The sequence below is a fragment of the Bacteroides sp. ET71 genome, from assembly GCF_023336905.1.
In the GTDB taxonomy this organism is placed as follows: domain Bacteria; phylum Bacteroidota; class Bacteroidia; order Bacteroidales; family Bacteroidaceae; genus Bacteroides.
This window is the reverse complement of record NZ_JAMBLS010000091.1, coordinates 1-1,349: the sequence shown is the minus strand read 5'-3', so window position 1 is coordinate 1,349 and position 1,349 is coordinate 1. Positions and strand designations below refer to the sequence as shown.

At 56.3% G+C, this 1,349-nt stretch carries 1 protein-coding gene; it reads right to left on the bottom strand.

Going from position 1 to position 1,349, the window contains the following annotated elements; translation table 11 throughout:
* Positions 1-525: 525 nt before the first annotated feature.
* Positions 526-1,323, bottom strand: coding sequence for a DUF4469 domain-containing protein (locus M3090_RS15260; protein ID WP_249057689.1), 798 nt, complete (start codon positions 1,321-1,323; stop codon positions 526-528).
* Between the last annotated feature and the right edge of the window lie 26 nt (positions 1,324-1,349).

Below are 1,349 nucleotides of genomic sequence, written 5' to 3'. Positions count from 1 at the left end.
AGGGGTTTCATATGCGTGTTTCTGTTTAGGGGGGATGTGTTATGTTATATATATGTAAGTACTGAATTTTAGTTGTAGTATCTGTCATGTTGAGCGGAGCGCAGCGAAGTCGAAACATCTCCTTCTTGCGCTGCCAGACAGAGCCTTTAGGGAGATTCTTCGACTACGCCCTGCGGGCTTCGCTCAGAATGACAGACACATCAATAGTATAAACTAAAAAGGAATGATTACTTATGTATAGGTGGAACGCGAATGGTATCTCAATTCCCCTCCTCCGGCGGAGGAGGGGAATTGGGTCACTATCTGCGTTCCAATCATTCTGATGGCTTGGTTGTGTACTTGCATTTATGATGCTTGTTATCGTCGGTTGGCTATGTCCAGACGCTCTGGCTGCCTATGGCCAGACGTTCTGGCTACCTATGTCCAGACGCTCTGGCTGCCTATAGCCAGACACTCTGGCTGCTTATGGCCAGACACTCTGGCTGCCTATAGCCAGACACTCTGGCTGCCTATGGCCAGGATACATTATCCGAACGTACCTTGTCCACTATCATCGTCGTCACCGCCAGACGTACCGCCACCTTCGGGAGCAGCATCGCCTATGTAAACAGTACACTCTGCACTGCGTGGCGTCTTTAACAAATGGGTACCCGAATTGGCGAACTGCGTCACAATCCTTAGCGTGTACGTCCCGTCCGTCAGCGTCGAGGGCACGATGAAGCGCAGCTCCGAGGGATTGTTCATCGCCACCTGGCCCATGGGCACCTGCGTCTCCGTCCCGTCTTCGTCCACGAAGAAGATGCCTACCGACGGGTCGTCGCCCTCGACCTTCACGTTCTTGCCCTCCACGCGGTAGATGCTGCCGGGCACCACCGTATAGCTCGGCGCCTTCGTCATGGCGTCGCCCGCGGCCGACACGTACATCGCCTCCGACACCGTGCCCGTCACCGTCACCGTCGCCCCGGCCACCGCCTCGCGCAGCTCCTTGGCCGGCTGCATGTTCACCGCCAGGCTGTTCACCTCCGGGTCCCAGGCCGAACCGTCCACCACGCCCCGGCACGTCAGCGCGGCGTTGCAATAGCCGTCGTTCACGCGCATCCCCAGCATCAGCAGCCGCTGGCACACGCGGTTCTTCAAGTCCAGCACCATCGACAGCGTCTCCTTCTCCAGACCCGGGTTCACCAGCATCATCTCCTGGATGATGCGCTCCTTGTCGGCCGCACCCCGGCTGGCCACGCGGAAGATACGGTCGTTCGGGTTCTCCGGCGTCATCGTGTTCTGCGCCACCTGGACGCTCACTTCATACTTAATGTCGTCTTTCATAATAATATGGTTTTTAATATGAATAA